Source organism: Halomonas halodenitrificans DSM 735 (genome assembly GCF_000620045.1).
Lineage (GTDB): Bacteria > Pseudomonadota > Gammaproteobacteria > Pseudomonadales > Halomonadaceae > Halomonas > Halomonas halodenitrificans.
This window is the reverse complement of the sequence record NZ_JHVH01000031.1, coordinates 1-22,305: the sequence shown is the minus strand read 5'-3', so window position 1 is coordinate 22,305 and position 22,305 is coordinate 1. Positions and strand designations below refer to the sequence as shown.

General features: G+C 60.5%; 17 protein-coding genes. 8 read left to right on the top strand and 9 right to left on the bottom strand.

The genetic code is table 11. The annotated features are described in order from the left end of the window. Positions 1 to 78: 78 nt before the first annotated feature. The 5 genes from Q358_RS0113105 to Q358_RS0113085 form a co-directional block, all read right to left on the bottom strand. Positions 79 to 3,315, bottom strand: a complete 3,237-nt coding sequence (locus tag Q358_RS0113105) for a type I restriction endonuclease subunit R (RefSeq protein WP_027962417.1) — start codon at positions 3,313 to 3,315, stop codon at positions 79 to 81. A gap of 416 nt (positions 3,316 to 3,731) precedes the next feature. Then, on the bottom strand, positions 3,732 to 4,865 hold the full coding sequence (locus Q358_RS0113100) for a Fic family protein (protein ID WP_027962416.1): 1,134 nt from the start codon (positions 4,863 to 4,865) through the stop codon (positions 3,732 to 3,734). Further along, positions 4,862 to 5,821, bottom strand: coding sequence for a GIY-YIG nuclease family protein (locus Q358_RS17485; protein ID WP_051530384.1), 960 nt, complete (start codon positions 5,819 to 5,821; stop codon positions 4,862 to 4,864). The genes Q358_RS0113100 and Q358_RS17485 overlap by 4 nt, the downstream gene beginning before the upstream one ends. Further along, positions 5,818 to 7,134 carry a restriction endonuclease subunit S gene (locus Q358_RS17995; RefSeq protein WP_051530382.1) on the bottom strand — a complete coding sequence of 439 codons (1,317 nt, stop codon included), beginning with the start codon at positions 7,132 to 7,134 and terminating at the stop codon, positions 5,818 to 5,820. Before Q358_RS17995 ends, Q358_RS17485 begins: the two co-directional genes overlap by 4 nt. After that, entirely contained in the window at positions 7,131 to 9,119 is a 1,989-nt protein-coding gene (locus Q358_RS0113085; RefSeq protein ID WP_027962415.1) for a type I restriction-modification system subunit M, read from the bottom strand. The genes Q358_RS17995 and Q358_RS0113085 overlap by 4 nt, the downstream gene beginning before the upstream one ends. A 184-nt stretch (positions 9,120 to 9,303) precedes the next feature. Here Q358_RS0113085 and Q358_RS0113080 point away from each other — a divergent pair, with 184 nt between their 5' ends. Beyond that, on the top strand, positions 9,304 to 10,248 hold the full coding sequence (locus Q358_RS0113080; protein ID WP_043488332.1) for a DMT family transporter: 945 nt from the start codon (positions 9,304 to 9,306) through the stop codon (positions 10,246 to 10,248). Positions 10,249 to 10,411: 163 nt separating this feature from the next. Further along, entirely contained in the window at positions 10,412 to 11,221 is an 810-nt protein-coding gene (gene dkgB, locus Q358_RS0113075) for a 2,5-didehydrogluconate reductase DkgB (RefSeq protein ID WP_027962413.1), read from the top strand. A gap of 25 nt (positions 11,222 to 11,246) precedes the next feature. Here dkgB and Q358_RS0113070 read toward each other — a convergent pair whose 3' ends face one another. Beyond that, positions 11,247 to 12,155: a LysR family transcriptional regulator gene (locus Q358_RS0113070; RefSeq protein WP_027962412.1), complete on the bottom strand. Its 909-nt coding sequence runs from the start codon at positions 12,153 to 12,155 to the stop codon at positions 11,247 to 11,249. Between the two features lie 271 nt (positions 12,156 to 12,426). On the opposite strand from Q358_RS0113070, the gene Q358_RS0113065 reads away from it, so the two are divergent. Further along, positions 12,427 to 13,443, top strand: a complete 1,017-nt coding sequence (locus tag Q358_RS0113065; protein ID WP_027962411.1) for a zinc-binding alcohol dehydrogenase family protein — start codon at positions 12,427 to 12,429, stop codon at positions 13,441 to 13,443. Between the two features lie 48 nt (positions 13,444 to 13,491). Here the strand turns inward: Q358_RS0113065 and Q358_RS0113060 are convergent, their stop codons facing one another. Together Q358_RS0113060 and Q358_RS0113055 are read right to left on the bottom strand one after the other, a co-directional pair. Further along, positions 13,492 to 14,520: a methionine synthase gene (locus Q358_RS0113060; protein ID WP_027962410.1), complete on the bottom strand. Its 1,029-nt coding sequence runs from the start codon at positions 14,518 to 14,520 to the stop codon at positions 13,492 to 13,494. A 25-nt stretch (positions 14,521 to 14,545) separates the two neighbouring features. After that, positions 14,546 to 15,529, bottom strand: a complete 984-nt coding sequence (locus Q358_RS0113055; RefSeq protein WP_027962409.1) for a DUF1852 domain-containing protein — start codon at positions 15,527 to 15,529, stop codon at positions 14,546 to 14,548. 944 nt (positions 15,530 to 16,473) lie between these two features. On the opposite strand from Q358_RS0113055, the gene Q358_RS17990 reads away from it, so the two are divergent. From Q358_RS17990 to Q358_RS0113035, 4 genes are read left to right on the top strand one after another with little or no spacing between them, the layout of a single operon-like run. Further along, positions 16,474 to 17,757, top strand: coding sequence for a DUF726 domain-containing protein (locus Q358_RS17990; RefSeq protein WP_169735521.1), 1,284 nt, complete (start codon positions 16,474 to 16,476; stop codon positions 17,755 to 17,757). Beyond that, positions 17,744 to 19,135: a CHASE2 domain-containing protein gene (locus Q358_RS17470; RefSeq protein WP_051530379.1), complete on the top strand. Its 1,392-nt coding sequence runs from the start codon at positions 17,744 to 17,746 to the stop codon at positions 19,133 to 19,135. Before Q358_RS17990 ends, Q358_RS17470 begins: the two co-directional genes overlap by 14 nt. Then, a complete protein-coding gene (locus tag Q358_RS0113040) occupies positions 19,122 to 19,490 on the top strand; it encodes a hypothetical protein (RefSeq protein ID WP_027962408.1) in 369 nt (122 codons plus the stop codon). The genes Q358_RS17470 and Q358_RS0113040 overlap by 14 nt, the downstream gene beginning before the upstream one ends. After that, on the top strand, positions 19,481 to 20,839 hold the full coding sequence (locus Q358_RS0113035) for a M48 family metalloprotease (RefSeq protein ID WP_051530377.1): 1,359 nt from the start codon (positions 19,481 to 19,483) through the stop codon (positions 20,837 to 20,839). The genes Q358_RS0113040 and Q358_RS0113035 overlap by 10 nt, the downstream gene beginning before the upstream one ends. 265 nt (positions 20,840 to 21,104) lie before the next feature. Here the strand turns inward: Q358_RS0113035 and Q358_RS17465 are convergent, their stop codons facing one another. Further along, positions 21,105 to 21,887, bottom strand: a complete 783-nt coding sequence (locus tag Q358_RS17465; protein WP_051530376.1) for a DMT family transporter — start codon at positions 21,885 to 21,887, stop codon at positions 21,105 to 21,107. Positions 21,888 to 22,053: 166 nt separating this feature from the next. Between Q358_RS17465 and Q358_RS0113025 the strand changes: the two genes are divergently transcribed. After that, positions 22,054 to 22,305: helix-turn-helix domain-containing protein (locus Q358_RS0113025; protein ID WP_027962406.1), on the top strand; the 252-nt coding region annotated here is incomplete at its 3' end.

Below are 22,305 nucleotides of genomic sequence, written 5' to 3'. Positions count from 1 at the left end.
GATGAACGTGCCTGCTGCATTTGCCAGCATGGCCGCTTCGGGTCGTTAGCAGTCATAATAGGTCCCTTCCTTAGCTTGCTACTCAGCATGAAAGTCACGGCTCGCCCTCCCCGCCAGCAACTTCAGTATTAACAACGCAAACTGCCTTCCCGTTTCCTCATCCTCCAACAGCGGCATACTGAGCTTCTCGTGGTCGCTGAGAGCGTCGAGCACGGCGTCGGTGACCTTCTTCGGGAAGAGGCCGTGCATCACCTGGTCTTCGCTGTGGTTGCGCACCTGGGCCATTACCGCTTCGTCGCGTTCGATACGGTCGGCGATGCCGTTGGCGAAGTGCAGCTTGTCGTCGTCGCTGACCTCGGCGCCGTAGAGGTCGTTGAGCCGGTCGATGATCTCGGCTAGGCGCTGCTTCTCGGGGTCGTGGGGCTTGCCTGAGCCGACGTCGCTGACCGGGGTGAGGCCGTAGTCGCCCTCGGCTTCTTCCAGGCGCAGGCGCTTCTCCTCGCGCTTGGTGAGGCGGTAGTGAGTCAGCTCCAGTTCGCTGACGTCGATGCCCTCTTCTTCCAGCAGCCGGTCGGTGCGCAGCAGCGGGTGGAGATGGCGGGCGAACACGCACAGCTGCTCCAGCTCGGGGTCGTCGAAGGTAACGATCTGACTGAGGAACTCGTAGGTGCGCACGAAACTCTGCAGGTTCTTGCGGAACAGGTCGAGCTCGTCGCGGGTGGTGCCGGCTTCCTTGATCTCCTGCTCGGCGCGCTTCACGCCCTTGTCGTCGCCGTTCTGTGCGGCGACCTGGCGAGCTTCCTTCCAGACCTGGAGCTGCTCCAGGGCCAGTTGATAGCGCTGCTTGAAGCGGTCCTGGGCGGGGCGGCAGTAATAGCTGAGGCTCGATGCCGGGGCCTTGGGATCGAAGAAGGCCTTGGCGAAGGCCGCTACTTCGGACCATTGATAGATGCCGCTGGCATCCAGGGTGCGCTGCAGGTCGTAGACCACCTGGGGGTCGGAGACATCGGCCAGCTCGGCCTTGCGGTAGTAAGGCGCGAAGGCGTCGAGGATCTCCTGCTCGTCGTTGTAGAAATCGAGGATAAAGGTCTGCTTGCCGGGGAACAGCCGATTGAGCCGGGAGAGGGTCTGCACGCAGTCCACGCCCTGGAGCTTCTTGTCCACGTACATGGCGCACAGCTTGGGCTGGTCGAAGCCGGTCTGGAACTTGTTGGCGGCGATCATCACGTTGTAATCGTCGGTGTCGAACGCCTCGGCCAGGTCGCGGCCCTTGAGCCCGGGATTGAGCCGCTGGCTGGTCTCGGTGACCTCTTCGGGAATCACCTCGTCGGGCGGCACGCTGCCGGAGAAGGCCACCATGGGATGAACGTCGCCATAGCCCTGTTCCTGTATGTACTGCCGCATGGCCAGCTGATAGCGCACCGCTTCCTGGCGGCTGGCGGTGACCACCATGGCCTTGGCCTGGCCGTCGAGCAGGTGGCGGACGTTGTCGCGGTAGTGCTCGACGATCACCTCGACCCGCTGGGCGATGTTGTAGGGGTGCAGGCGCACCCACTTGGCCAGGGTCCGCGAGGCTTTCTTGGAATCCACCTCCTGGTCCTCGCCGTCCGGGTGGGCGAGCTTCCAGGCGGTCCCGTAGGTGACGTAGTTGGTGAGCACATCGAGGATGAAGCCTTCCTCGATGGCCTGGCGCATGGAGTAGAGGTGGAACGGCTCGGGCAGGTTGTCGGCGCTCGCCGGTAGATCGGGATCCGGCACTCGCCCGAACAGCTCCAGGGTCTTGGCCTTGGGCGTAGCGGTGAAGGCGTAATAACTGATGCGCTCGCTGGGGCGGCGTGAGGCCACGGCGGCATCCAGCATCGCCTCGGCGCTTATTTCCAGCTCGCCGGTGCCCTCGCGGCCTTCCCTTTCGTCGCTGTCCTCGCCTCCGCTCTCCTCTACTGCGGTCTCTCCTGCGGCCGCCAGCAGCGCCTTGAGCTTGGTGGCCGAACTGCCGGTCTGGGAGGAGTGAGCTTCGTCGGCGATCACCGCGTAATGGCCCTCGGCGAGCTGGGGGCGCTTGTCCAGGGCGTCGAACAGCGCCGGGAAGGTCTGGATGGTGACGATGATGATGCGGGTGTTGCTGGCGAGTGCCTCGGCGAGCTGCTCCGACTTGCTCTGATTGCCGACATCGCGGGTAATCGGGTACACCACGCCGTGGGCGTGCTCGAACTGGTAGATGGTGTCCTGGAGCTGGCTGTCGAGCACCGTGCGGTCGGTGACCACGATCACCGAGTTGAACAGCTTCTTCCCGTCCTCGGCGTAGAGGTTGGCCAGCTGATGGGCGGCCCAGGCGATGGAGTTCGACTTGCCCGAACCGGCGCTGTGTTGCACCAGGTAGCGCCGCCCCGGCCCTTCCGCCAGGGTGGTCTGTACCAGGCGGTTGACCACTTCCCACTGGTGATAGCGCGGGAAGATTAGCGTCTCCTTGGTGGTGCGTCGGCCGTGGAAGTCCTCGCGGGTCTTCTTCTCCAGGTGCAGGAAACGCCCGAGCACCTTCAGCCAGGCATCCGGGGCGAACACCTCCTCCCACAGATAGGCGGTGGCGTAACTATGCTCGTTAGGCGCCGGCGGATTGCCGGCACCGCCCTCCTCCGTGCCGCGGTTGAAGGGCAGGAAGAAGGTGTCCTTGCCGGCCAGCTTGGTGGTCATGGCCACTTCGGCCTGGCTCACCGCGAAGTGCACCAGGGCACCGCGCTTGAAGGTCAGCAGCGGCTCCGGCTTGCGGGTGACGGGATCCTTGATCGGGCGGTCCTGGCGATACTGGCGCTTGGCGTTCTCCACCGTCTGCTTGAACTGGCTCTTGAGCTCCAGCGTCGCGGTGGGGATGCCGTTGACGAACAGCACCAGATCGAGGCGCGGGTTGTATTGCCCTTCCCGGGCGTGGGGCGAGTAGGAAACCTCGGGCACCACCCGCAGGCGGTTGGCGCGGTAGCGAGCCAGAGAATCGGGATTCATGCCGTGGTCGGGCTGGAAGCTGCAGAGGTCGAACTTCACCCCCGGCACCTTGAAGCCGTGGCGCAGCACCTCCAGGGTGCCGGCCCGCTCCAGCTCGCGCACCGTCTTTTGCACGAACACTTTTTCCGGCGCCTGGGGATTGGCCTTGCAGAACTTCTCCCAGCGCTCCGGCCAGGCCTCGCGTACGTAGCCGAGCAGATCCTCGGTATAGAGCGCCGAAGCGCGGTCATAACCGCTGGCCGTGCCGGTTTTCCACCCACCGGCCACCATGGCCTCGACGATGTCCTGCTGGAAGCGGGCTTCCCTGCTATCCGCCATGTTGTCCCCTGCGCTTAGCGTCATTATGAATAACAGCCTAGCGCGTCCGGGATATTAGGAGAAGGCGACTTAGGGCGGTACATTGCCCTGCAGAAGACCACCCGGCAATCGGCGAGGACTCATTTCAGCATCATGGCTAGCATGGCGGTCGGTCAGCCCGACCAGCCGTTCTCGATAGTGTTGGAACTCAGATTCTGAATATGTCATCGCACGGTTTGGCAAAAAGTAACCCCCCAAGGTGCGCTTCCGTGAGAGGCGTGGGGGGTGTTGTTAACGGACATCTGTGGCTAAGTCGATACTGGTGTCAACCTTACACAAGGTTGGCCATATGTAAAGATAGAGGAGCCTCCTTTACACAAGAGAGGCATATGTCAATTCTGACCCCCTTGCCTTACACGCAAGCCGACCGATGCGGTTCATGTCCGGAATAGACGCATGTATCGCTCGAAAACGAAGATCCGATTGCGCTGGTAGCCGGTAATCTCACTCAGCATGTTGTCCTCTACCATCTTGTTGAGCAGGGCAGAAGCGGTCTGGTGGGTCACGTCCAGCAAATCACTGACCTGGCTGGCCGTGACTGCCGGGCGCTTGTAGAGATGCTTGAGCAGCTTCTGAACGTTTTCGGCCCGCTTGCCGTAGCCGAATGCCAGATGGTCCATCTCCTGGCGTAGCTCAAGGATCTCCGCGAAGGTGGTCTTGCCCTTGCCGGCCGTCTCGATGATCGCCGACAGAAAGAACTTGACCCAGTGAACCATGTCGTTCGACATCCGCACCCGGGTCAACGCATCGTAGTAGCTGGCCCGGTTGCGCTCGAAGAAGTCCGACAGGTACAGCGAAGGCTTGCGCAGTAGTCCTTTGCCGACCAGGTAAAGGGCGATCAGCAGCCGGCCAATGCGACCGTTACCGTCCAGGAAGGGATGGATGGTCTCGAACTGGTAGTGACTGATGGCGATCCGGATCAGTTCCGGCACGCTGACATTGTCGTTGTGCCAGAACAGCTCCAGATCCCCCATCAACTCCGGCACGTCATCAGGGTGAGGTGGAATGAAAGCGGCATCGGCCAGGCTGCTGCCACCGATCCAGTTCTGACTGACACGAAACTCCCCGGGAGACTTGTGTTCGCCACGCACTCCCTGCATCAAGACGGCATGAGTATGCTTGAGCAGCCGATTGGACAGCGGTAGACGCTCCAGCTCTTCGACCGCCTCGTTGATCGCCTGAACGTAGTTCTGCACCTCCTGCCAGTCATCGCGCTTTTCGGGGGCCAGCTGACTGCTGTCCAGCACCGCCTCATCCATCTCGGTCTGGGTGCCCTCGATTCGGGATGAGTTGTTGGCCTCCTTGGTGATGTGCATCTGAATGAACAGGTCCACATCCGGCACGATCAAGGTGAAGGCATCCAGTTCTGCGAGGGCTCGAGAAGCTCGCTCCAGAAGGGTATTGATCTGCGGATCCTCCCAGCTCCACTCACGACTCACGGTGACTGGGCTGAAGCTTTTGTACTGATACTGCTGAATCCAACGCCCAGCCTGAAAGGTTTCAAACTTCATCGACGATCTCCATCCATGCCATTACTCATAGATTCAGCGCACATCGCAGCTTCACTCACCTGCCGATCCTGCCACTCGCCGTAGGTCATGCCGCTACTCTCGGCTTTCCAGGAGATACGCCCATTGGCGCTACGGCCGGAGACCACCGCGGCAGCAGCGCTGGGGCTGCTGAAGCTCTGGTCTTCGTTGAAAACTCGAGTGCCGTTGCTGCCTTCCACCAGCATCCCGTCCTCGCAGAGCTGATTGTAGAGGCTCTGATAGCCACGCTCGGTACCGACCCAGCTGCCTCGGGCTTGGGAGCCCTTGAAGACGTAGAACTCTCCGTCGATCTCCTGCCCGGTGGCGCGGATGCCGTGCCTTGGCAACTCCAGGCTGAAGCGGGGCGAAGCTTCAGCAGGCGCTTCTTGGGCAACCGGCTCACTGGAAGGCATCGGCCGGTCACGCAGAAAATCAAAACCCAGCACCGGCAGCACGGTGCGAATCTGCTCCATAAAGAACGCCATATCGGCGCGGTCCGACTCGGGCAGGTTGATGTACTCGTGAGCGGTGCCGTTGACCAGCTTGCACCGCCCTACCTGACCAGCGCTCTGAATCAGCAGGCTTTCCAGGTACTTTACGTGAGCCTTGGTGAGGTTCTGGTCCTTGCTGGTGACCAGGCAGACCTTCTCCCAGAAGTCCTTGCCTCCCTTCTCCTCGGGGCGGTTGTGCTGCTTGAGCCGGGTGCCGACGTCGTCGCTCTCGCCGATATAGACCAGCGGGCGCAGGCTGTTCTCGGGATCCGGCCCGACCAGGAAGTAGATCCCGGTGCGGCCACACTCGGAGCGCTGCACTAATTCGCTGAGCTTGCTGCGCGGCCCGGTGAGCACATGGCCGGTCCAGTTCATGATCTCGGCAGTCAGCAGGCCGTTGGGCGTGCCGTCCACCAGGAAGAGCCGGATGCTGCGTCCTTGCGTCATACCGCCTCCGTCTGGGCTGCCTCAGTGGATGCCGTTGAGCCCGCCGGCGGCTGCCAGCCGCGAACATCTATCTTGCCGGTGACGGCGGCGGAGATCAGGGCGGAGTGGTGCTCCTGCATCAGAGAGATATTGATAGACGCCTCTTCAAGCAGATTTTCGATCTTGCCTAGCTCTCGACGTGTCTCTTGAGCAATTTCAGACTGCTTATCAATCCTGGGGAGCGCAATCCTGAAGGAGGAAATCTGCTCAGGACTGACATGAGGAACGCTGACCCCCGTCATATCAGCCTCAATACTTTCCTTGAATTCCTGGCTTGAGAGGGCTAGCTCTAAGAAATCTTGTTCAAGGCCACTTCTTGCTCTAAGCCTGGCAACGCGCTGTAACAGCAGTGCTGGAAGATCACTATTTCTAACTCTTGCCACTCGTGCACCGCCACTGATCCATGGTCGATCCATGCCAATGACTAGGTCGCCCTCCTTGAGCCAGTACTCATCAAGCCCTTTGGTATTTTCATAAGGCCAATAAACCACATCGTCCCAGCGAGTATTACCAACGCTTACGTTGGCACCACGTAAAAGTCTTATCCCATCATCATGTTCGAACCCGCTACTGGGAAATGCATATCCAGGGAGCAAATCTATATAGTGCCCCAACTTTCCTTCTGGACCTTCTGCAAAGCTGTTCACAGCATGGGAGATCACCGCCTGGCGCTTCTCCTTGAGCAGCTCAATCAGGTGCTGTTGTTCCTCTACCAAGGCGTCGATGCGAGAGGTTTCGTGGTCGAGGAAGGTTGATAGCTGGGCTTGCTCGGTTGTTCCTGGCATCGGGACCTTAATGTTTTTCAAATTATCCCAGCCAATGGCTGATCGATGTACCAAGATCCCCTGACCGAAAGACTGGGCCAGCTTCTGGAACTCTTTGTTCTCAAACACTCTTAACGCATAACGTGGAAGTACCTTTTCCTCCAACGGGCGTAGGACAATGTAAACGGGGCTGCACACTCCCTTGAGTCCAGAAAGACCATACGAGCCAATGCCATAGTTCATGCTGTTGATGACCAAGTCACCAATATCTACTTTTTTGCATTTTGAAAGGTCATCTGGCTTTTTATTACCAACATCACCTTTTTCTGCATATGGGATGACACCAACATTAGCCATTAGCGATAGATAGTTTTCCTCATCGCCGCTAACATTCTTTGCTGTCTGTTCTTCAACAAAAGCCCTTACTGGTGTCACATCCCAATGCGCAGGCACCTCACCCAACCATTCGACGCCGGAGTCCTTGTATTCGGGATACTGCGGAAAACTCATACCGCCATCTCCTCGATCATTTGCTTGATCCGGTCGGTGCAGGCCTTGAGGTCGGCGTCGATTTCCTCCAGCGGGCGCGGGGGCGTGAACTGATAGAAGTGCCGGTTGAAGGGGATCTCGAAGCCGACGATGCCGATGCGGCCATCCAGCGGGTCGCGCTTGTCCTCGTCGATCCAGGCGTCGGGGACGTGGGGTTGCACTTCGCGCCTGAAGTAATCGAATACCGACTCACCCAACGGCACGTTTTCAAAGTCGCGCAGGCCGGTGTCGGGCTCCGGGTTGCCCTTCTTGTCGAGGCAGATGTCGGCCTCGGGGTCGCGCTCGGAGAGGGCATTGAGGATGGCCTTCTGCAGCGGGGCGCCGACCTTCATGCCCTCCGGCAGGTGCTGCTTGAGCGCGGCCTTCAGGGCCTTGGTAAAGGCATCACGGTTGGTGAAGCGCTGTTCCGGGTCCAGGGTGGCGCAGGCGGCCTTGAGGGCCTCGCGCTCGGCATCAACGAGCTTCTGGATGGGCTTCTCGTCATCGAGCCGGGCCAGGCGCTCGGGGCTGGCCTGGAAGTTAAGCCGCAGCGGCCGCTCCACGGTGATGCGCCGGTAGCCGAAGGCCTCCACCGGGAACAGCTTGCTCTCTTCGCTCTCCTGGCAGGCGCCGTAGAGGCGCACGATCTCCTCGATATCGTGGTCGCCGACGAACTGACGCTTGCTGCCCAGCGACTTGCGCATCTTGCTGGCCCGGCCGGTGGCGTTGATCAGCTGCACCCGGCCGCGGCGCTCGGCGGGCTTGTCATTCGAGAGGACCCACACATAGGTGGCGATGCCGGTGTTGTAGAACAGGTCGGTGGGCAGGCCGACGATGGCCTCCACCAGGTCGTGCTGCAGCAGGTAGCGGCGGATCTCGGACTCGCCACTGCCCGCCCCGCCGGTGAACAGCGGCGAGCCGTTGAGGATGATGCCGATACGCGAGCCGCCCTCCTGGCGGGCGCGCATCTTGCTCACCAGATGCATCAGAAACAGCAGCGAGCCGTCGGAGACCCGCGGCAGGCCGGGGCCGAAGCGGCCCTCGTAGCCCTTGTGGCTGTGTTCATCGCTGATCGCCTTCTGCACCTTCTTCCACTCCACCCCGAACGGCGGATTGGAGAGCATGAAGTCGAAGCGCTCCGCGGGGAGCTGGTCATCGGAGAGGGTGTTGCCGAGCTTGATCTGCTCCACCGCCTGGCCCTTGATCAGCATGTCGGCCTTGCAGATGGCGTAGGACTCGGGGTTGAGCTCCTGGCCATGCAGCGAGACGGTCACGTCCTGGCTGACCTGCTGGATGTACTCGTCGCTCTCGGAGAGGAAGCCGCCGGTGCCCGCGGTGGGGTCGTAGACGGTGACGATGCCGTGGGGGCGCAGCTTCTGCTCCTGGCCGGTCAGCACCAGGGAGGTGGTCAGGTGGACGATGTCCCGCGGGGTGAAGTGCTCCCCCGCCGTCTCGTTGGAGCTCTCGGCGAACTTGCGGATCAGCTCCTCGAACACCAGGCCCATGCCGTAGTTGGACAGCCGCTGCGGGCTCATGTCGATGGAGGCGAAGCGCTGCACCACCTGATAGAGCAGGTCGCTGGCCGAAAGCTGCTGAACGAAGCCCTCGAACTCGAAGTGCTCGAAGATCTCCCGGGCGTCCTGGCTGAACGACTGCACATAGCTCATCAGGTCATCGGCGGTCTGGGTGTCGGAGAGCGTGCCCAGCGTCAGCGGTGAGGCGTTGAAGAAGGGCTGCTCGGCGGCCCGCAGCAGCAGCTTCTCGCGCACCGCCTCAGGCTTGGCCTGGTGGGCATGCGCCGCGGCCAGCGCCTCGGCCTTGGTAGGCTGAAGCACACACTCCAGGCGTCGCAGCAGGGTAAAGGGCAGGATGATGCGGCCATACTGAGACTGCTTGAAATCGCCGCGCAGCAGATCCGCCACGGACCAGATAAAGGCCGCCAGCTGAGAGTGACTCTCCGTGTTCACGATGCTTCCCCGCGTATTAAGTGCTGATGATATCGATACGCCCCATCATACACAGCGAAGGAAAAACGGGGCGACCCACGGCACCGAAATGGCGGGAGGGTGCCATGGCCGGGGCAGGCCTGGAGAGCCACAGTGACTGCCTGCATAATGCGCGCATCATGGCATCGACGATGCGGGAGGCATCTTGGCACTACCTGGAAACGATCGACTACTGGGAATCCTGAGCGTTCTGGTGGCGGCGGTGCTCTGGGGCACGACCGGCACCGCGGCCACCTTCGCCCCGGAGGTCAGTGCCGTGGCCATTGGCGCGGCCGCCATGGGCGGCGGCGGATTGATGCAGGCCATGCTGGCCGCAGGCAGGGTGCGCCGCCATCGCGACCAGCTCAAGGCGCAGTGGCGCTGGCTCCTCGTGGGCGCGATCGCCGTGGCCATCTACCCGCTGGCCTTCTATGCCTCCATGCGCCTGGCCGGCGTCACCATCGGCACGGTGGTCTCCATTGGCTCGGCGCCGCTGCTCTCGGCGTTGATCGAATATCGGTTGGACGGGCTGCGCCTCGGCGCCCGCTGGATGCTCGGGGCGGGGCTTGGGCTATCGGGCATGCTACTGCTGTGCCTGGCCGAAGGTTCGGGGCATGTACCCGCCGGAACGGCGACCGGCGTGATCCCGGGCACCCTGCTCGGCCTGTTGGCCGGGCTGAGCTATGCCCTGTATTCCTGGACATCGCGCCGCCTGATGCAGCAGGGCATCGCGTCTCGTGCCGCGATGGGCACCACCTTCGGCATCGGCGGTCTCCTGCTGTTGCCGATATTGCTGCTGACCGGGGCGCCGCTGCTGGCCTCCTGGGGCAACGCCGCCGTGGGCCTGTATATGGCCGTGGTCCCCATGCTGCTGGGCTATCTCTGCTTCGGCCACGGCCTGGCCCGCATTCCCGCCAGTACTGCCACCACCATCACCCTGTTCGAACCCGTCGTGGCGGCCGGGCTGGCGGTGGCCATCGTTGGCGAGCGCCTGCCGGCCATGGGCTGGGCGGGCATCGTGCTGATCCTGGCCTGCCTGATATGCATCAGCGCTCCCGTCGGGGGCACTCGCCCCCAGGCAGAGTCGCCAGATCATCGGCCCGCGCGGTGAACGGTTCGATGGCAGGCGCCGCCCGGCTATTCAGTTAGCACGATAATCTTTTTTTCGTCGCCTGCATTGTCTCATCGACTCACCATCCCCATCGTCATGACATGGCTCGACAGCGTCGCCGGGCCTCAACCTATGCACCCTACTGATGCAATCAGGAGACTTCATGACCGTCACAACCCTCCCCAACCCCGGCTTCGGCACCTTTCGTCTCGAGGGAGATACCCTGCGTAACAGCCTGGGCACGGCACTGGAGGCGGGCTATCGCCATATCGATACCGCCCAGTTCTACGGGAACGAAGCCGAGGTCGGCGAGGTGCTGGCCGACAGCGGCATCGATCGCGGCGAGATCTTCCTGACCACCAAGGTCTGGTACGACCGTCTCGTGCCTGGCGACCTGGAAAAGAGCGTGGATGAGAGCCTGGAGCGGCTGAAGACCGATTACGTCGACCTGCTGCTGATTCACTGGCCGTCACCCAACGATGAGGTCGCGATGGAGGACTACCTCCCGGCGCTCAAGAGGGTCAAGGCCTCCGGCAAGGCACGCCACATCGGCGTCTCGAACTTTACGCGCGCGCAGCTGGACCGCGCCGTATCCATCCTCGGACGCGGCGAGCTCCTGACCAACCAGATCGAGGTGCACCCCTTCCTGCAGAACCGCGCGGTGATCGAGAAGTGCCAGGAGCACGACATCGCCGTGACCGCCTTCATGCCGCTGGCCGTGGGCAAGGTCATGGAGGATGCCACCCTGAAGCAGATCGCCGAGGCCCATGACGCCAGCCCGGCCCAGATCGCCCTGGCCTGGCTCAAGGCCCAGGATATCGTGACCTTCCCTTCGTCCACCAAGGCCAGGAACATTCGCAGCAACCTGGCCGCCTTCGATCTGACGCTCAGCGACGAGGAGATGCAGGCCATCGCCGCACTGGACCGCGGCGAACGCATCGCCGACCCGGATATCGCGCCCCACTGGGACTAAGCGCTCCTTTCAGAGACCTGGAGGATCAGCCCTGCCGCGGCAGGGTTTCCAGTGTGGCGAAGGTCTCGACCAGGTGGTCGGCAAGCGCCTTGACCCGACGCGGCTGGGTCCGCGCAGGCGGGAACAATAGCTGCACCGGGGCGGGAGCCGCCGCACAGTCCGGCAGCAATTCGATCAGCCGGCCGCGGCGAATGTCTTCCACCGCGTCCAGCTCCGACTTGAGCACGATGCCCAGGCCCTCCAGCCCCCACTGACGGACCATCGCCCCGTCATTGGCGACTCGATTACCCTTCACCGTCACGATTTGAGGTCCCTCCGGCGTCTCGAAGTGCCATTCGTTATCGAGGTTCTGCCCGAAACGCATCACCAGGCAGTTATGCGCCTTGAGATCGATGGGATGACGAGGCGCGGCGTGCGCCTCGAGGTAGGCGGGCGAGGCGCAGAGCAATCGCCTGAAATCCCCCAGCGAACGCACCCTCAAGGTGCTGTCCATGATGGCACCGAAGCGCAAGGCCAGGTCGATGCCCTCCCCCACGATGTCGACATAGCCGTCCGACAGCAGCAGCTCGACCCGGATGCCCGGGTGCCTGTGCTGAAACGCCTCCAGGGCGCGTGAAATCAGATGGCGTCCCGTGTCGCTCGGTGCACTCAAGCGAATGGTGCCGGTCAGGGTCTCGGCACCGAAACGGATGCGGGTATCCAGGTCGGTCACGCCGTTCAGCAGCTCCCGGGCGCCTTCGACCAGGGTGCGGCCCTCTTCGGTGAGGCTGATGGCGCGCGTGGTCCGATTGAGCAGTACCACCCCATAGTGTGCCTCCAGCGCGGCCAGGCGCTCCGAGACCGAGGTCGGCGACAGACCCACCTCGCGCCCCGCCGCCGTCAGGCTGCCCTTCTCCACGATGGTCAGGAACAGCGCAATGTTATCGAGCAGCATGTGACGATTTCACCGGATTCTCGTTGTGATCAAGGGCCGCCTTCGGCCTGAGGAGCATGCCTAGGGCGTCTCATACACCATGACGCCGCGGCTTCGGGCACTCGCCCTGCTGATTATACGGAAATTCCGGATTATGTCTTCGCTACTGGCCTGTTTTTACGGCGTCCCGGCGATACTATGATGGCCCTATCCATAACGGCCTCATTCATAACAGCAGGCGCGACGGCCCGGCGTTATATAGCACTACTCACCACCTACGGAGACAGACACCATGAAAGCCATTGGCTACTACGAAGCCGGTTCCATCGACCGCGATGAAGCCCTGATCGACATCGAGCTCGACACTCCGAGCGCTTCCGGCCATGACCTGCTGGTCAAGGTCGAGGCCGTATCCGTCAACCCGGTGGATGGCAAGGTTCGCCAGAATCGCGCCCCGAGTGAGGGCCAGGCCGTGGTGCTCGGCTGGGATGCGGTGGGCGAGGTCGTCGCGGTGGGAGAAAGTGCCTCTCGCTTCTCCCCGGGCGACAGGGTCTGGTATGCCGGTGACATCAGCCGGGCCGGCACCAACAGCGAGTTTCACCTGGTCGATGAGCGCATCGTCGGGCATGCACCGAAGTCCGTGCCGGCCGCCCAGGCCGCTGCCCTGCCGCTGACCACCCTGACCGCCTTCGAGATGCTGTTCGACCGCCTGCGTGTCACCGACCCGGTGCCCGGCGCGGCGCCGGCGGTGCTGATCATCGGCGGTGCCGGCGGCGTGGGCTCGATCGCCATCCAGCTGCTGCGGGCCCTGACCGACCTGACCGTGATTGCCACGGCCTCCCGTCCGGAGACCCAGGCCTGGGTCAAGACGCTGGGCGCCCACCACGTTATCGACCACCATCAACCGCTGTCGGCGCAGATCGAGGCGCTGGATATCGGTCGGCCCGGCTTCGTGTTCTCGACCACCCATTCCGGGCAGTACGCCGAACAGGTGGCCGACCTGATCGCACCCCAGGGGCGTTTCGGCTTGATCGATGATCCCGAGTCGCTGAACGTGATGCCGTTCAAGACCAAGGCGGCGTCCATCCACTGGGAGCTGATGTTCACCCGGGCGCTCTTCACCACCCCCGACATCGATCGCCAGGGCCGGATCCTCGACAAGGTCGCGGCCCTGCTGGACACCGCCCGAATCCAGTCCACCGCCACCGAGACCTTCGGTACGATCAATGCATCGAACCTCAAGCGCGCTCATGCGCTGCTGGAGAGCGGCAAGGCCAAGGGTAAGATCGTGCTCGAAGGGTTCGCGTAAACCGTCTTCGAACAGCCCGCGAGGCGGCCGTTGGATCGGCCGTCTTGCTTAGCCGGCGAGTTCCTTTACCACGATGTCGGCACCGGCACTCAGCGCATCAAGCTTGCCCCTGGCCACCTGGCGAGACAGCGGCGCCATACCGCAGTTGGTGGAGGGATAAAGGTTCTCGGCGTCGACAAACTGAAGCGCCTTGCGCAGGGTGCTGGCTACCTCTTCCGGCGTCTCGATGGTATTGGTGGCCACGTCAATCGCCCCGACCATGACCTTCTTGCCCCGGATCAGCTCGATGAGCTCCATCGGAACGCGCGAGTTCTGGCACTCCAGAGAGACGATATCGATATTGGACTCCTGCAGCCTGGGGAACACTTCCTCGTACTGGCGCCACTCGGTGCCCAGGGTGCTTTTCCAGTCGGTGTTGGCCTTGATCCCGTAGCCATAGCAGATATGCACGGCCGTTTCGCACTTCAGACCCTCAATCGCCTTCTCCAGCGTGGCGATCCCCCAGTCGTTCACCTCATCGAAGAAAACGTTAAAGGCAGGCTCGTCGAACTGAATGATATCGACGCCGGCGGCCTCCAGTTCGCGTGCCTCCTGGTTCAGGGCCTTGGCAAATTCCCATGCAAGCTTTTCACGACTCTTGTAATGACCGTCGTAAAGGGTATCGATCATGGTCATGGGGCCGGGCAGCGCCCACTTGATGGGCTGCGTGGTTTGCTGACGCAAGAACCGGGCATCGTCCACAAAAACCGACTTCTGACGCGATACGTCGCCGACGATCGAGGGCACGCTGGCGTCATAACGGTCGCGAATCCTGACGGTTTCGCGCTTGTTGAAGTCAACGCCGTTGAGATGCTCGATAAACGTCGTGACAAAGTGCTGGCGGGACTGCTCGCCATCGCTGACGATATCGATGCCGGCATGCTGCTGCTCATGCAGCGCCAGGCGCAGCGCATCCTGCTTGCCCTCCGCCAACCCCTCGCCCTGCAGCTTCCAGGGTGACCACAGTACTTCAGGCTCTGCCAGCCAGGATGGCTTGGGAAGGCTGCCGGCAGTCGAGGTGGGTAACAGTTTTGCCATGATAGAAGATCCCGTTAAGAATAAATCAAAGAGCGCAGTTGGCGGACCATTGCTCGAGAATATGGCGATATGGCTTGATGAAGCTTTCTTCAACAAACTTACCCTGCTCGGTCGCCAGCCGGTTACGCTCTTCCCTGTCGTAGACGATTCGAGTCAGTGAATAGTCCTGCTGATTCAGGCTCGGCCGATAGGCTTTTCCCGCCGCCGAGTTGGCATTGTAGATTTCCGGACGATAAATCTTCTGGAACGTATCCATTGTGCTAATGGTGCTGATTAGCTCAAGGCTGGTGTAGTCACTGAGCAAGTCGCCGCTGAAATAGAATGCCAAGGGCGCAACGCTACCGGGGGGCATGAAGTAGCGAACCTTCATCCCCATCTTGTTGAAGTACTCATCGGTCAGGGAGTGTTCTTCCTGAAGGTACTCGACACCCAGTACGGGATGGTGGTTTTCCGTTCTATGATAGGTCCTGGCACTCGAGATGCTTATACAAATGACGGGAGGCTTTTTAAAGTTCTCCCGGTATGCCTCGGAGTTTAAAAAGGCTTTAAACAGCTTGCCATGCAAAACGCCAAAATCATTCGGAACACTAAACTCATCCTGGTTCCTGTTGTGCTCCTTCAGCCGTATGCTGAAGTCGTAATCCCGCACATAGGAGGAAAAGTTATTCCCCGTAACCCCTTCAATCCTCTCATTATTCTTCTTATCGAAAACGCTTGTCTTCAACACTTCGATGAGAGGAAGCGCGCTATCACCAGAGGCGGCATCAACTGCCATTTCAACGGAAATGATATCCAGATCGACGGTATATCGATCGCCGTTCGGGTTATCCCAGTCCGCCAGGGCATTGAAGCGGTTATCAATCATCCTCAGCGTGTTACGTAAGTTCTCTTCACGCTCTTCACCCCTGGCCAGGTTGGCGAAGTTGGTCGTGATGCGGGTACTGTCCGACGGTCGATAGTTTTCATCGAAACGAATATTCTTGACGGTAAAGGTAAAATCGTTGTTCATCTAGACTTGTCACCCCGGTTCCTGAAACATGAATCTAAGGCATCTGTCTATTGAGTAGGCCTTTGTTCGCGGCTACGAGCCAATCCCCAGCGGTACGCCGCTGACGAAGCAATGACAGGGATTATCGAAATCTTCGTTTCATGAAGCAAGCTGAAGATTCTCATAGTGAACATCAATTTCATTCACGTTACGGCGATTCGAATGCGTGAGCCGCCTATTGAGGTGCGATCTCGAGGCATTGAGACCGCCAACGCAGGTGGGGCCGTATCAAGAAAAACCGCGCGGCCGCGCGGAAGATTGCGCGGCAAAGGCAGGCGCATGCCTTCGATCGGGCGCCTGACGGCTAGCAGGGGTGATTCTTCCTATAAGCGCCGCGATCATTCGGGACCCGGCACCTACTCAAACAGGCGGCCCACCGAGCTACCAGTCAGGTAGATCATGGCGAAGAAATTAGCTTTTTCCGATAATCCAATTCGCATGACCTCTATCTGCAAGCGTAGTTGTCACCCAAACGAGAAGCCGATCATGCGGGATCTGACACCTAGTAAGACTAATGTCGCATACAGTGCATATATTACAACCGCATGGCTTACCAAGTCAGTGGTCACTCACTTCTCATTGAATCTGGTACTAAGCAAAAAGCCAACCAGTGGCTGTATAGAAAAATGGATGGGGTAGTGTAAGAATATCGGAATATTGCCGGTGCATCCTCATGGAGCTCCGATAATAAGAATTACGAGTGGCGCCAGCAAGAGCACCACCGTTACGCAAGGGAACACAAGATGTCCACGGAGGGAATGCAGAGCCGCTCTCTGCAGGCCTATTGCTCTTGGTGCTTGCACCACACTGAGCATTCATTGGCCGTGTCTGCCCATCTGGGTAGGGAGCATTACAGGTGCCAGTTCTGCCAGCGCAGAACAGTGGCCTGCCGCCTGTGCGACCACATGGCAAAAGGCCCCGATACCCAGTCTACCCCTCTTTTTCGCCGCTATGCCCGGCAGCTGTGTGCCGAACACGATGGCAGCATCAGTGCCTTCGAGCGGCCTGAGCGACTCCCCGATATCACGGAATGTGACCAGCTCTTTCGACGCCGCCGCCCCCACTACCTACGGCTAGCCAAGTATGCCGCCTATGTGGGCAGCGGAGGCCTGGCAGCTGCAGGGTTGATGCTGAGCCATGACGGCGGAGCGCCGGCAGTCGCCGCACTGCTGGGCAGCACGGGGACCCTCGGTCTGAACGACGCCGGCATTGCCATCTCATCATTGAGTGGCGAAGCCCTGCGCGACGCCTCTCTGGCCGCGATCGGTGGCAGTCAGGCAGCGGGAAAGGCGGTGATCGCCTCGGCATCCGGTGTGCTGGGGGGCGCCTATGGCGGCAACCTGGCGTACAAGTACCACCATGACGACCCCAGCTTCTGCATTCAACAACTATCCGTAGTCCCCAGCAGTGAGAGCGCCTGCCTGTTCCTGAATGGTTTCTTACGGGAGCAGGACAGCAGCTTCAGCGACTGGCAGGAGCAACATGTCCGCACCAATCGTGCCGCTTCCCTTTATGGCGTGACCTGGTCTTCGAAGTCATTGCGCAGCCTCGGATTCGCCTTTGGAAAGGGAGTGTCGGGGCATGGACTTCAAGCGGTGCTCAATCGTGCGGTACTGCTCGGCCGCCGAGGGCTACTACGACGCCTCGGCCCCATGGCTACCCTGACATCGTGCTACCTGCTCGCCGGCAACCCCTGGCATGTGGCCATGGTCAACGCCAGGACGGCTGGCAGGAAGCTTGCCGATGCTATCGCCCACTCCCCTCAGTCCTCATTCACCCTGGCAGGCCACTCTCTCGGCTGCCGAGTGATCTATTTTGCCTTGCTGGAGCTCGCCAATCGAAGGGTCTGCAAGGTCGATAAGGTCATCCTCCTCGGTGGCGCCGTGGGTCGGGCTAACGCTGCGGGCTGGGCACAGGCAGCGGGCAGCGTCAAGGGCACGATCCACAACTGCTTCAGCCGCCAGGACCACGTTCTGAAGTACCTCTACACCTCATCCAACCTGTTCCTCAGCAAGCCCATCGGCTACTCGCCGATCATCGCCCCGATCGCCGGAATCAAGAATCACGACCTCACGCATCTCGTCGACTCCCATATGGTGTGGAAGTCGCACTATGCCGCCATCTCACGAAGCATCGAGGCGGGTTCAAGCCAGACCGACGCAGGAGCACGACACAATGAAGCCACTTGAACCCCGGCGGCAGAGGTGGAATACGCTGCGCCACAAACTATGGTGCCGGCTCTCCGTCCGATACCTGACGTACCTGGCACTCGGGGCCTGGGCGCTCCTCGCCGACCCCTTTACGCTCTCCTCCACCTCGGATCGTGCCCTGTCACGCGAATACCACAACTTCTATGTCCGTCTCTCGGGCGTCGAGATGGCGCCGCTGACCGTTGTCACTATCGATGCTTCCAGCATCCGAGATCTCAACGCCAATGGCAGCGGCTGGATGTCCAGCAACGACTGGCCCCTCGACTATACGGATCATGCGCGGATTATCAGTGACTTGACCGTCAAGCAGGAGCGTCCACCGGCGTCTCTATTCTATGACATCTACTTCGAGGAGCAGCGGGATGCCAGCGGTGAGCTTGAACGGCTAGGCAGGCGGCTGTCACTCATCGACAACAGGGAAACCGGCACTGACATCGTGCTCGCCGGCGGAGGCACACCCATGCCGATGTCACCCGACGCCTATGAGCGCCTGGACCAGCCCCGGCTTTCTGCCACGGCATGGTCCGGCCACGGCGAGCTCTACCCCTTGAGCGCCCCCATCCAGTTCCAGGACTCCGAGACCACCGAAACCACTCCCACACCCGCGACAGTGATGTACCAGACACTCTGCGCTGCCGGCGCCAAGGACTGCGAATGGCTGGACCCGTCCAGTGCGCCGGCCGTTTCTGTTCACTGGACAGCGGTTGAATCCCGCGAGTGCATCCCGGCAGAGCCCGGCAGCCACATCCGGATGCTTGCTAAGCGCTTGCTGGAGGGAGTGCTTCAAGGCCTCTACAGCAAGGCCGAGCCCAGCCACCTGCCGGCAAAGTGCATGCCGGTACATATCGTCAGAGCATCACAACTATATGGTGACGACCCCGTGTCGCTCGTTCCCCCTGGAATCGATGAGGATGCCCCCTATGCCGTCATGGTAGGCGTCGTCATGCCCAGCACCCATGACTATATCCAGACCCCCGTGTACGAAAGGGTGCCCGGAGTACTGCTCCATGCCATGGCCTTCGAGAACCTCTGGCGGCTCGATGATGACTACTTCCACTACCGCAACATGACGTACTGGGGACTGCTCTTCTGGGCAGCCGCCGTACTGCTTTTCATGGGCCAGGCTGAGCGACGCCACAACAGCCCGCTACGAAGAAAGCTTCCCTGGGTGCTTCTCTGGTGGGCCGCCATCGCCGGAGCCGTGGTTCTGGTACAGCTCGTCTTCCATAACATCCTCCGTATCGTGCCGGAAGGATGGCTTTCCTTGATCGCCGTCGTTCCACTACTGCGCGAAATCGTGCTTCGTAACGAAGCCGCCATCATGAAAATAAAGGAGAATCTGAATGAAAGTCGTTAAAGGACTTTGCGCTGCTGCTCTCATCAGCCTGGCATCCAATGCCTGGGCTGAACGCCTGGTGATCGCCGAGATTCCCAGCCCGGACTTTACCGAGGCCCAAAAGGTAGCCAGTGACGAATGGGTACTGGTAACGGAGATCTCGTCACTGGCCCTGCCCACTTCCGCCACCCTTGCACCTGGCTCCCAGCGAGAGCTGGTGTTCTCGGCAGGGGGCCAGAAGTACCGCATCGCCCGCGCCGATGTCGTACTCGAGAATGAAACTCTGGTAACAAGTGCCTGCGACACGCTGGCCCTGTCAATCTCTTCGGATACACGCTCCGCCAGCGTCAAGGGGGCCGGTGAATCATGCGACTGATCCGTAGATTCTTCATCGTTTCCGTTCTCGCGTTTTCCCTGACCGGCTGTGCTGCCATCTCACTTGAAGACAAGCAACTGAAGGGCGTCGAAGGGTACGCTGTCGATAACTCTGACCTTCAGGAAGTCCACCGCATTGGCCGCGTGCTGGTCAGTGACCAGGCTCTTCTGGACTATGTGAACGGCATCAAGGAGCGGCTCGATACCGTCAACAGCGAGCCCTGCAACTGCCAGGTCCTGGTCGACACCTCCAATGGCTATGAGGCCTTCACCCCCTCCCCCAAGACGATCCTGCTGTCTGCAGGGGCGATTGCACAGGCTGAATCAGAGGATGAGATTGCTGCCCTGATTGCTCACGAAATGTCACATGTGGTCAATGGTGACAGCACCAGATCGAAATTTCAGAGTGTCGCCATTACCGCCTTGAGAGCAGGTGAAATCGCCGCAGGTGGCGGCTATGGAGTGGTTCTTGGTGATGCCTTGAAGGAGTCGGCACAAGGGCTGATCTACCATCGCTGGGACCGCACGGATGAGATCGAGGCGGACCTTTATGCCGTGGAGCTGCTGGCAAAGGCCGGCTATTCACAAGATGGCCTGAAAATGGCGATTCGCCGTTTGGGCAAGTATTCCGACAGCGCCTTGGCAAATCGCAGCGACGAGGAACTGAGGTGCCTCATCAACCAGGGAAACAACAAGTTCAATATTGATTTCAAGGGCTGTGCTGCCAAGGCCACTGGCTCTCGCGACACTGTCTACGAGCCTCAGGAGAGCCGGCTGATGGCCGTCAATGAAGCCGCTTGGGAACTACCACCGGAACAGCGTCGCCGGCGGGCGGAGTCCGATGTCCCCCACTTCGCCTCCGTCGACTACCTGATGAATCTCAACTCGCTTGTCAGCACCAGTCGAGAAGTGCTGGAGAAAGAGCTCGCAGAAGTGGAATCGCGAAAGGTCCCCCCCTCACTTGAGCGAAACGCCTATATCTACAACCTGTTAGCCGAAACGCATGCCATTCTGGGCAACGGGCCAGAGGCACAAGCCTACTTCCGCAAGGCGATTGATGGCGACTACCGCACTACCTACAACTATCGGCATCTTCTCCAGTTTGCCCACAAGAAAAATGACCCGAAGCTTGTCAATACGCTTATCAACGTCATGCATCAGGACATTGGACTATCACCCGAGATGCTGCCGTATGAGTATTACCTGGCAAAGCGACACGGCCTCAAGCTGGTTGAGGCAGCGGCATACACGCGCTGCATAGTATCGCTCGCCAGTGACACTGCACTCGCTAAGCAGTGCTCGGACTTTGAGGATGCCGCCGAAAGCGGCAGAGAGATCCAGTGGCATTAGCACCGCTTCGGGCCCGACCCAGGATATCCGGGAGCAGTACGAGGCTGCACTACGGGAGACCAGGGAGGCGTTGGGCGAGGCCCACCTGCAGATCTATGCGCTAAAAAGAACCAAGCGCCTGCTCGACGAGGACGAGAACTCGTGCGGTCGCTGCAGGCGGTCATGGCCCGGAATGGCCGTACGGTGTCACTCATCAAACTGTGTCGGTGGCTGGGGCTTCCACAACGGACGCTGTACTACTGACCCAAGCCACGACGGCGAGAGATCAATAAGGATCTCGCCATGCGGGTAACGCTTGCCTTGGAACAGTTCCCCACCTACGGCTATCGTCGTCTGGCCGCATTCGAGACAGGCGCTCTTCCGAACGAATCGTCCACATGACACCTCCAAGAACCAACATCATTCCCACGGCTTCATGCACCACAGGCCATTTCCAATCCAGCAGATAGCCATACAACAGCGCACAACAGGTCTCGAAGACGATCATCTGCCCGCCCACCGATACCGGAAGACGCTGAGCCGAAGAATTCCATAACGCGTTGGCAACCCAGGAGCCACCCACCGACATGAACAACGCTGCGGCACCAAAGGCCAACCAGCGATCTGCGGGAAGTTCCAGCGGCAGGATCTGTGGCTGCAGTACTGCCACCAGTAAAAGAATTACCAATGCCATGATCCCCGTCGCGATCCCTTGCAGCGTCGACCACTCCCGCGCGGAATACCGGCCCATCTTGAGTTGGGTGGCATTGCGTAGCGCAAACCATGCCCAGGACATCACGCCCAGTGACGCGCACAGCATGCCGATAATATCCCTCCACTCGCCTCCTCCTTGAAGAAACTGGGCAATGACCGGCACGTTCATGCTGACGATACCTACGCCAATCAACGTCAACGACAGACAGATGGAACCTCGACTAGCCTGAAGATAGCGACGGCCAGTTAACATCACTGCTACAGGTACCAATCCGTTGATCAACGCGGCAATCGCGACACCTGCATACTGCACTGCAGCGGTGAGCAGGATGAAAAATGCGACATTGCCGGTCAATGCCAATTCGAGCAGCAGCCGTATGTCACTCGGCGTCAACCGAGACGATAAACGTCTGATATGTGGCAATGCCACTAACGCGGCAAACCCCCCAGTGTCAGGATGAGTGTCGCACCCTCTGATACCCTGTTCTTATAAACCGACCAGGGGGCGAAAGGAGACACTCATGCCTCGTTACTCCGAGGAGCGCCGGCAAGCCGTAGTGACCAAGCTGCTGCCTCCCCACAACCTCTCCCCGAAGGTGATCGCGGAGCAGGAAGGGATCTCGCTGGGCACCGTCTACAAGTGGCGCAAGGAAGCCCGCGCTGAGGGGCGGTGCCTGCCGGATGCTCTGGGCAAGGGCGCCGATGGCTGGTCGTCCAAGGACAAGTTCAGCGCCGTGCTTGAGACCGCCTCGATGAACGTCCAGGAGGCTGCG

Excerpts from the sequence above, each read along its gene's own strand:
- Q358_RS0113105 (WP_027962417.1), bottom strand. The coding sequence starts at position 3,315 with ATGGCGGATAGCAGGGAAGCCCGCTTCCAGCAGGACATCGTCGAGGCC.
- Q358_RS0113100 (WP_027962416.1), bottom strand. The coding sequence starts at position 4,865 with ATGAAGTTTGAAACCTTTCAGGCTGGGCGTTGGATTCAGCAGTATCAG.
- Q358_RS17485 (WP_051530384.1), bottom strand. The coding sequence starts at position 5,821 with ATGACGCAAGGACGCAGCATCCGGCTCTTCCTGGTGGACGGCACGCCC.
- Q358_RS17995 (WP_051530382.1), bottom strand. The coding sequence starts at position 7,134 with ATGAGTTTTCCGCAGTATCCCGAATACAAGGACTCCGGCGTCGAATGG.
- dkgB (WP_027962413.1), top strand. The coding sequence starts at position 10,412 with ATGACCGTCACAACCCTCCCCAACCCCGGCTTCGGCACCTTTCGTCTC.
- Q358_RS0113070 (WP_027962412.1), bottom strand. The coding sequence starts at position 12,155 with ATGCTGCTCGATAACATTGCGCTGTTCCTGACCATCGTGGAGAAGGGC.
- Q358_RS0113065 (WP_027962411.1), top strand. The coding sequence starts at position 12,427 with ATGAAAGCCATTGGCTACTACGAAGCCGGTTCCATCGACCGCGATGAA.
- Q358_RS0113060 (WP_027962410.1), bottom strand. The coding sequence starts at position 14,520 with ATGGCAAAACTGTTACCCACCTCGACTGCCGGCAGCCTTCCCAAGCCA.
- Q358_RS0113055 (WP_027962409.1), bottom strand. The coding sequence starts at position 15,529 with ATGAACAACGATTTTACCTTTACCGTCAAGAATATTCGTTTCGATGAA.
- Q358_RS17990 (WP_169735521.1), top strand. The coding sequence starts at position 16,474 with ATGGCAAAAGGCCCCGATACCCAGTCTACCCCTCTTTTTCGCCGCTAT.
- Q358_RS17470 (WP_051530379.1), top strand. The coding sequence starts at position 17,744 with ATGAAGCCACTTGAACCCCGGCGGCAGAGGTGGAATACGCTGCGCCAC.
- Q358_RS0113040 (WP_027962408.1), top strand. The coding sequence starts at position 19,122 with ATGAAAGTCGTTAAAGGACTTTGCGCTGCTGCTCTCATCAGCCTGGCA.
- Q358_RS0113035 (WP_051530377.1), top strand. The coding sequence starts at position 19,481 with ATGCGACTGATCCGTAGATTCTTCATCGTTTCCGTTCTCGCGTTTTCC.